The sequence below is a fragment of the Candidatus Palauibacter scopulicola genome, assembly GCF_947581915.1.
In the GTDB taxonomy this organism is placed as follows: Bacteria; Gemmatimonadota; Gemmatimonadetes; order Palauibacterales; family Palauibacteraceae; genus Palauibacter; species Palauibacter scopulicola.
This window is the reverse complement of sequence record NZ_CANPWG010000039.1, coordinates 115,684-124,291: the sequence shown is the minus strand read 5'-3', so window position 1 is coordinate 124,291 and position 8,608 is coordinate 115,684. Positions and strand designations below refer to the sequence as shown.

Below are 8,608 nucleotides of genomic sequence, written 5' to 3'. Positions count from 1 at the left end.
GCGCCGCCGCCGTGTTCGGTATCCTGATCGCGGCGGCGCGCCTCGATATTCCGCAGCGCGTGATCGGCCTCGTGCCCGCGACGGAAAACCTGCCGGCCGGGGATGCGGTGAAGCCGGGGGACGTGATCCGCGGCCTGTCGGGCAAGTCGATCGAGGTCATCAACACGGACGCGGAGGGTCGCCTCATCCTGTCGGACGCCCTGACGTACGCGCAGCGGCTGGATCCCGTGGCCATCGTCGACATGGCCACACTGACCGGGGCCTGTGTCATCGCCCTCGGCCACCACGCGGTGGCGGTGCTCGCGAACGACCGGGGCATCGCGGACGAACTGTCGAAGGCCGGCGAGGCGACCGGGGAACGGACGTGGCCCCTGCCGCTGTGGAAGGCGTATCGGGCGCAACTCGACTCCGAGATCGCGGACATCAAGAACATCGGCGGCCGGGGCGCCGGCACGATCACCGCGGGCTGGTTCCTGCGTGAGTTCGTGTCGGACGACGTGCCCTGGGCCCACCTCGACATCGCGGGTACCGCATGGGCGAAGGAAGCGCGTGGCTGGCAGCCGAAGGGGGCCACCGGGGTCGGCGTCCGGCTCGTCCACGAATGGCTGCGCCAGCGAGGGTGATCAAGATCTTCGTCCGCGCGCTTGGCTCCGGCGCGGAATTGTGCCGCGGGCGACTGCCGAGCGGGCTGCCGGGCGCGCTGCTGCTCGCGGCCGGGGGCGTCTCCGCGGCCCACGCCCAGGAGCCGCCCCTCCCGGACAGCCTGCCGCCGGTGGTGGACAGCCTGGAGGTCGTGCCCGATTCCGTCCTCGCCGCGTTCGCCGACAGTGTACGGCCGCGGGCGCAGAGCTTCCCACGGCGGCTGACGGGCCTGCGCGGCCCCACGCACGAGATCTTCGACTGCGACCGCGAGTGCGTCCACTCTTCCCCCTCGTTCACCCTCATCGAACTCCTGCTCGAGCACGTTCCGGGGATCACGGGCGTTCGCGGCGAGTTCTACCAGGGGCCGCACCACGTCTTCGACGGCGGCTTCGGGCCGGGGCTCGTGACCCTCTACATCGACGGGCGCGAAGTCCTCCCCCTCTCCCGAACCCAGGCGGACCTCCGCCGCGTGTCGTTGAACTATGTCGACCGGGTGCGCGTGTATCGCGGTGCGGACGGCCTCGTCATCGACGTCGACCTCATTAGCCACGACGGGGTCCAGGCCTACTCGCGCGTGAGCGGGATCACGGGGGATCCACGCTCCGAGATCCTCGACGCCGTCTTCGCCAACTCGCTGGGCGGCGCGTCCAACGTCGAAGCCTCCTTCGAGCGGTACGACGTCCGGGACAGGCAGAACGACCAGAACCGCTTCGCGGTGCAGGGTCGCTTCTCGTGGATGCCGCGCTCGAACGATTTCGGGGTTCAGCTGGACTATCGTTCGGAGAACATCGAACGCACCGGGCTCGACACGCTGGAATTCTCGCGCCGCGAACTCGTGCTGCGGACGCGGGCGAACCTGGGGCCGCGAGCGCAGATCGAAGCCTACAGTCAGGCCACGAGCTTCAAGGACATCGTCGCCAACGTCCCGGACAGCCTTGCACCGAAGCGGGGCGCGGATGGCGTCGGCCTGCGATTCTCGGCCCGGCCGGGATCGGGAGGGGTCTCGATGGGCCTCCGTTTCGCCGGGCGCGATGCCTATGCCTCGCGCCTCGCGGATCTCTCCGCCTGGCAACCCATCGGCCCCTTCGCGCTCGAGGGCGGGGCGGAGCTCGCGAGCTGGAACGAGTTTCCGACGGAGTCCTGGCGGGCGGGGATCGCCTTCCGCGACACGCTCCTGTTTCCGATCGCACTCAGGGCCTTCACCGCGGAGGGCACCCGGGGCATCGGCTTCCCCCTGCATCCCATGCTCGACACCCTGGAGACAGCGGAATTCCCGCTCGCGGACAGCCTGCGGTTCGATTCGCGCGGCGCCTCCGCGGCCTTCGAGATCGGGCCGTTCAACGTCGGCGGCCGCTATTCGGAACAGTGGATGGATCGGCAGGTCGGCTTCGGCGCTCCCTTCGACCGGCTCGTCGTCGCGGATTCCGGGGAGGTGGACATCACGTCGCTGGAGGTGCGCTTCGACGGGCCGGTCGTGCCCCTCGGCGTGCTGCTTCGTGACGTGGCGCCGATCCGCCTGCGGGCGTCGTGGCGAAAGTTCGACTCCCGCGGCGCCGAGACCCTCTTCCTCCCCGATCGCCTGTTCCGCACGGAGCTCTACCTGACCGATACCTTCTTCGACGAGAATCTCCGGATCTGGGTGTCCCTGCACATCGACCGCCGCGGGGAGCGTCTCGTCCCCGTCCCCGGCTCCCCCGACCCGGTGATGCTGGAGGCGGACAGTTGGATGGGCGGACACCTGATGTTCAAGATCGCCGACTTTCGGTTCTTCTGGCGTTTCGGCAACCTGGGGGCGGATCGACTCGGCGATTTTCAGGGGGCGGGGTTCCCGCGCGGGGTCAACGTGTACGGACTTCGCTGGGACTTCTTCAATTGATCGCCAATTGATCGCCAATTGACCGCGCGCGCGCCGCGGAGGGAGAGGGCGAAGTGATTCGCAGCATGACCGGCTACGGCTCGGCGACCGTGACGGTGGAGACCGGAACGGTCACGGTCGAAGCGCGCTCGGTGAATTCCCGCGGGCTGAAGGTCGTGGTGAAGGCGGCCCCCGGGGTGGAGCACTCGGAGGGCGACCTGCGCGCGCTCGCGGAATCCCGGGCGCGCCGCGGCCGCCTGGATCTCTTTGTCCGCGTGGAGGGCGCCCCGGAGGCGGGCGGCGCGAGTCTGGACGAGGCGCGCGTGCGGGAAGTGCTCGACGCGTGCGCGCGGCTCCGGGATGATTTCGGGGTGTCCGGCGAACCGGACATGGCTTCGCTGCTGGGCGTGGGCGGGATCTTCCGGAGGGCGGGCGGCGAGGGCGGGGAGTTCGTGCCGGAGATGGGAGATGTGAAGCGGGCGGCGGCGGAGGCGCTCGACCTGCTGGTGGAGATGCGGGACGGAGAAGGGGCCCGGCTCGAGGTCGACCTTCGGGGACGCCTGGCGGGGCTCCGGGAGGCGATCGATGGCGCGGAGGCGCTGGCGCCGGAACGGCTCGAGCGCGAGCGGCACCGGCTCCGTGAGGCGGTCGCGGACCTGGCGGGGAAGGGATTGGACGAGGATCGGCTGCTGCGCGAGATCGCGCTCATCGCCGACCGCTGGGAGATCAGCGAGGAACTCGTGCGCGCCCGCTCGCACGTGGACGCCTTCGAGGAGTTCCTGGAGGCCCCGGTCGAGGAGCCGGTGGGGCGGCGGCTCGGCTTTCTCGTGCAGGAGTTGCAGCGCGAATTCAACACGCTGGGCGCAAAGGCGAACGACTCCCGAATCTCGCGACTCGTCGTGGAGGCGAAGAACGAGATCGAGCGGCTCCGGGAACAGGTGGAGAACGTCGAGTGAGCCCGGTTGCGTCCGGGTCCGATGCCCTCTTCCCCGTCATCCTCTCCGGCCCCTCCGGGGCGGGGAAGACAACGATCCGCGACCGGTTGCTCGCCGAAGTCCGCTCCCCCGGATTCCTCTTCTCGGTCTCGATGACGACGCGCGCGCCGCGCGCGGGAGAGCGCGATGGCGTGGACTACCGGTTCGTCTCGCGGAGCCGCTTCGAGGCGCTCGCGGACTCCGGCGCCATGCTCGAACACGCGACCGTCCACGGCGAATGCTACGGGACGCCGCGTGACAACCTCGACCGGGCGCGGGAAGCGGGCGCCCATCTCCTGCTGGACATCGACGTGCAGGGGGCGCGGCAGGTGTGGGGGGCCGTCGCAGAGGTCCTCTCGATCTTCATTGTCCCTCCCACGGCCGGGCGCATTGCGCGGCAGCTGAGGGGGCGGGGCAGCGAGAGCCCGGAGCAGCTCCGGCGCCGGCTCGCGAACGCCCGGTCGGAGTTGAAGGCCGCGGCGGAGTTCGACGGGCTCGTCGTCAACGACCGCATCGAGGACGCGGTGGCCGAAGTGTCGGCGCTGGTGGCGGAGGGACTCGCGCCCCGCCGCGGTCTCAAGGCGGCGGAGCGGCGGTACGTAACGGGCATCATCGGACAGTTGGATGCCCTGTGACGCATGTGGTAGATTCATGCTTGGGCGCGGTTCCGGCGAGGGCCGCGGCGCGGAATGCGATGGAACCGGCTGGACCGTGATGGTCGAGGGAGAGATAGAATGAAGGTGTTTACCCCGGACGCCGTGGCGAAGGCGGCGACCAACAAGTACCTGGGCGTGCTCGTCGCCGCGAAGTATGCGCGCGAACTCAACGCCCTCCCGCTCGAACGCTCGCCGTACGGCGCGGAGAAGCTGACGACGGTCGCCGCGGACGCGCTGACGTCCGAGGAGAAGAAGCTGCAATACCGGCTCGTCCGGGCGCGCCCCACGCTGATTCCGTAGCAGCAGCCCGTGGCGACACCCCTGCCGGACCGCTAGCTCCGTGCGGCCGTTTGACGGTCGTCGCGTGCTGCTCGTCGTATCCGGCGGGATCGCCGCGTACAAGAGCGCGATCCTCACCCGCCGCCTGATCGAGGCCGGGGCCGGGGTCGAGGTCATCCTGACCGCGTCGGCCGAGCGCTTCGTCGGACGCGTCACCTTCGAGGGGATTACGGGCCGCCCGGTGCACGCGTCACTGTGGGACCGGCCGATGTCGCACCTGGATCTCGGACTCGAAGCCGATGTCATCGTCATCGCGCCCGCGACGGCCAACCTCATCTCCAGGCTCGCGGCCGGGGCCGCGGACGATCTGGCGACGACCGCCGTGTTGGCCTCGCGGGCGCCGGTCATCGTCTGTCCCGCGATGAACACGCGGATGTGGGAACATCCGATCACGCAGGCGAACGTCGTGCGACTGGCCGAGGTCGGCTACGGAATCGCGGGGCCGGCCGATGGTCCGCTAGCGGAGGGGGAAAGCGGGCCGGGACGCCTGCTGGAGCCGGAGGAGATCCTGCCGCGCATCGGACGGGTGCTCGAGACGGCGACCGGGCTGCGCGGACGGAGGATCGTCGCGACGGCGGGGCCGACGAGAGCCCCGCTGGATCCCGTCCGCTTCATCACGAACCGCTCCTCGGGCCGCATGGGGTTTGCGCTCGCCGAGGCCGCCTGGCGGCGCGGTGGCGATGTCACGCTCATCAGCGGACCCGGCCGGCTGCCGCGGCCCGCGGGACCGGACGTGGTGGAGGTCGAGACGGCCGGCGAGATGCTCGCCGCGCTGGAGACCGCGTTGACGGATGCGGACATCCTGTTGATGGCCGCCGCCGTCGGCGATTTCGAGCCGGCCAGCGCGTCGGACTCGAAGATCAAAAAGACGGACGGGGCCGGGAAGGGGTTCGAAGTCGCGCTCCGGGCGGGCCCGGACCTGCTGCTGGAGACGCGGGCGTTCCGCGAACGGAAGGGAATCTTTACTCTGGGTTTTGCGCTCGAAACGGAGGACCTTCTGGCCCGCGGACGGGAGAAACTCGAGCGGAAGGGCATGCACCTCGTCGCGGTGAACTCGGCCGTGGAACCCGGCGCGGGATTCGAATCCGAGACGAACCGCATCACGTTGATCGACCGGAGCGGCAGGGTGGAGGAGTTGCCTTTGGCGAAGAAGACCGAGTTGGCGGACGAGTTGCTCGACCGGGTCGAAGCCTCGATGCCGGCGGCGGACGCGGGGTGAAGCCGCCGGACGCCGAGGCCCGGACGCTCGCCCGCGCCTTTCTCGAGCAGACGCTCTCCGCCGAGGGGAATGCGCTCATGCTCGAGCATGCGACGCGCGAAGAGATCGTGCGCGGCCTGACCGCCGCGCGCCGCCGGGCTCGATCGGGCATCGCCGCCGCCGCGGACGGAGATGGCGCTCCCGCGGAAGCGGGGACCAGCCCCGACCCGGCGGTGACGGGGCCGATGATCGGGGAGGCGCCGGACCTGGCGTCGCTGGCCGCGCTCGTCGCCGCCTGCTCCCGCTGCACGCTCCACCAATCACGCAAGAACCCGGTGTTCGGCGAGGGGGCGGCGAACGCCCGCGTCGTCTGCGTCGGGGAGGCGCCCGGGAAGCATGAGGACGAGACCGGCCGTCCCTTCGTCGGCCGCGCCGGCCGCCTGCTCGACCGGCTGCTGCTGTCGATCGGGCTCCCACGAGAATCCGTCTATATCTGCAACGTGCTGAAGTCCCGGCCGCCCCGGAACCGCGACCCGCTCCCCGAAGAGGTCGCGGCCTGCTCCCCCTATCTTGTAAGACAGCTGGCGCTCATCGAACCCGAGGTGATCATCGCCTTCGGCGCCTTCGCCGCGCGCACGCTGCTCGAGACGAAATCCGCGCTGGGCCGGCTCCGCGGGTCGGTGCACCGCTATGCCGGGTATCCCGTCGTCGCCACCTACCACCCGGCGGCGCTGCTCCGCAACCCGGGCTGGGTCCGGCCGACGTGGGAGGACCTGCAGATGGTGCGCCGCATGCTCGACGGCGTCGAGGATCGCGAGGCCCGCCTTGGTTGACACGGCGATCAGTCTCCCCAGCGACGCGATCGAGGCCCGGCGCACGCCCTGGTCCGAGGAGGCCGAGATCTCGGTCCTCGGGGCGATGCTCATCGACGGCGATGCCGTGGCCGCGGCCCTCGAACAGGTCGACGATTCCGCCTTCCACCGGGAGGGCAACCGCCGGATCTTCCGCGCGATGGTGCGCTTGTACGGGCGCGGCGACGTGATCGATGCGGTCACGCTCGCCGACGAACTGCAGACGGCCGCGGAACTCGACGCCGTCGGCGGGATGGCGTACCTCGCGAAACTCGTGGACGCGGTGCCCACCGCCGCCAATGTCGGCCACCACTGCCGAATCCTGCGCGACAAGACCGTGCTCCGGCGGCTCATCTCCAGCGCTACGGAGATCATCCAGGACGCGTACGAAACGGGATCCGGCGAGGTCGACGAGACGCTCGATCGCGCCGAGCAGAGGATCTTCGAGATCTCGCAGGCCGAGCAGCGCGGGACCTTCGTCCGTATCAAGGAAGTGCTGCGCTCGACGATGGACCGGATCGACGAACTCGTGCGCAACCCCGGCACGATCACCGGCGTCGCCTCCGGGTTCACCGATCTCGACCGGATGACGGCGGGGTTCCAGCCCGCCGACCTGGTTGTGCTCGCCGGACGCCCCTCGATGGGCAAGACGGCTCTCGCGCTCAACATCGCGCAGCATACGGCGATCGCCGAGGACGTCCCGGTGGCGATCTTCTCGCTTGAAATGTCGAGAGAGTCGCTCGTCCAGCGCATGCTCAGCGCGGAATCCAAGGTGGATTCGAGCCGGATCCGGACGGGGCGGTTGACGTCTGACGACTTCACGCGGCTCGCCAGCGGGGCCGGACACCTGAACACGGCCCCGATCTGGATCGACGACACGCCCGCGATCTCGCCCATCGAACTCCGCGCCAAGGTGCGGCGTCTGCACGCGGAAGTCGGCGTCGGGCTCGTCGTGCTCGACTACCTGCAGCTGATGTCCGGCGGGGCGCGGGTCGAGAACCGCCAGCAGGAGATCAGCGCGATCTCCCGGTCGTTGAAAGCGATCGCGAAGGAGGTCGGGGTGCCGCTCCTCGCGCTCTCGCAGCTCTCGCGGGCGCCCGAGCAGCGCGAGGGGAACCGGCCGCGGCTCTCCGACCTGCGTGAGTCGGGGGCGATCGAACAGGATGCGGACGTCGTCCTCTTCATCTTCCGGGAGGAGATGCACCGCAAGCCGGAAGAGGTGGAGGAGCGGGGATTGGCGGGGAAGGCCGAACTCATCGTGGGCAAGCAGCGCAACGGGCCCACCGGAACCGTCGAACTCTACTTCCACAAGGCCTTCACGGCGTTCGAATCCGTGAGCCGCCGTCCGGAACCCGACTAGTGCCGGCGGCAGACCCGGCGACCGCCCGCGGCGTCGGGGCCATTGTCGTCGCGGCGGGGCAGGGACATCGCTTCGGCGCGTCGCGGCCCAAGCAGTTCGTCGACCTCTGCGGCATGCCGGTGCTCGCCTGGTCGGTGCGGACGCTCGTCAACCACTCCGCTGTCGACCGGGTCGTGGTCGTGCTGGCGCCGTCGCGGGTGGCGTCGCCTCCGGCCTGGCTGCCCGATGGGGTGCTCGTCGTGCCGGGCGGCGTCTTCCGGGCCGATTCCGTTCGGGCCGGCGCCGCGGCGCTGGCGGGGGATGTCGAAACCGTGCTCGTGCACGATGGAGCGCGTCCGTTCGTGTCGGCCGAACTCGTTTCCCGTGTCGTGGATGGGGCTCGCGGCGGCCCGGTGGTCCCCGTGATCGCCGTCGATGACACGGTGAAGCGGGTGGACGAGGGAGGCTGGATCGAAGGGACCGTGCCGCGCGACCGGCTCCGTCGTGTGCAGACGCCGCAGGGGTTTCCGGCCGCGGTCCTGAACCGTACGCACGCGCTCGATGATGCGGGCGCCTGGAAGGCGCAGGACGCCGCCGCCATGACCGACGACGCGCTGCTGTGCGAGCGGCTCGGCATCGATGTTTCCACGGTGGAGGGCGATCCGGCGAACCTGAAGATCACGACCGCGCGCGACCTGGCCCTTGCTCGGGCCATGATTGAGACCGGGTTGATCGCTGCGGGGAACTAGTGCGG

8 protein-coding genes and 1 pseudogene are annotated in these 8,608 nt (G+C 70.2%); all 9 read left to right on the top strand.

The genetic code is table 11. The annotated features are described in order from the left end of the window. Positions 1-623: pseudogene (locus RN743_RS08035) on the top strand (leucyl aminopeptidase); the annotation flags it as partial. Beyond that, positions 602-2,518, top strand: a complete 1,917-nt coding sequence (locus RN743_RS08030; protein WP_310778595.1) for a TonB-dependent receptor plug domain-containing protein — start codon at positions 602-604, stop codon at positions 2,516-2,518. The pseudogene RN743_RS08035 and the gene RN743_RS08030, both read left to right, overlap by 22 nt. Before the next feature lie 53 nt (positions 2,519-2,571). Next, positions 2,572-3,453 carry a YicC/YloC family endoribonuclease gene (locus RN743_RS08025; RefSeq protein ID WP_310778593.1) on the top strand — a complete coding sequence of 294 codons (882 nt, stop codon included), beginning with the start codon at positions 2,572-2,574 and terminating at the stop codon, positions 3,451-3,453. After that, a complete protein-coding gene (gmk, locus tag RN743_RS08020; RefSeq protein WP_310778590.1) occupies positions 3,450-4,106 on the top strand; it encodes a guanylate kinase in 657 nt (218 codons plus the stop codon). Before RN743_RS08025 ends, gmk begins: the two co-directional genes overlap by 4 nt. Positions 4,107-4,205: 99 nt before the next feature. Then, positions 4,206-4,427, top strand: a complete 222-nt coding sequence (locus tag RN743_RS08015; protein WP_310778587.1) for a hypothetical protein — start codon at positions 4,206-4,208, stop codon at positions 4,425-4,427. A 64-nt stretch (positions 4,428-4,491) separates the two neighbouring features. After that, positions 4,492-5,685, top strand: a complete 1,194-nt coding sequence (gene coaBC, locus RN743_RS08010) for a bifunctional phosphopantothenoylcysteine decarboxylase/phosphopantothenate--cysteine ligase CoaBC (RefSeq protein WP_310778585.1) — start codon at positions 4,492-4,494, stop codon at positions 5,683-5,685. After that, positions 5,682-6,497 (top strand): uracil-DNA glycosylase, encoded by an 816-nt coding sequence (locus tag RN743_RS08005; protein WP_310778582.1) that lies wholly within the window; start codon positions 5,682-5,684, stop codon positions 6,495-6,497. Before coaBC ends, RN743_RS08005 begins: the two co-directional genes overlap by 4 nt. Next, complete coding sequence (dnaB, locus tag RN743_RS08000; protein ID WP_310778579.1) at positions 6,490-7,875, top strand: replicative DNA helicase; 1,386 nt, start codon at positions 6,490-6,492, stop codon at positions 7,873-7,875. Before RN743_RS08005 ends, dnaB begins: the two co-directional genes overlap by 8 nt. After that, positions 7,875-8,603: a 2-C-methyl-D-erythritol 4-phosphate cytidylyltransferase gene (gene ispD, locus RN743_RS07995; RefSeq protein ID WP_310778575.1), complete on the top strand. Its 729-nt coding sequence runs from the start codon at positions 7,875-7,877 to the stop codon at positions 8,601-8,603. The genes dnaB and ispD overlap by 1 nt, the downstream gene beginning before the upstream one ends. The last annotated feature ends 5 nt before the right edge of the window (positions 8,604-8,608 follow it).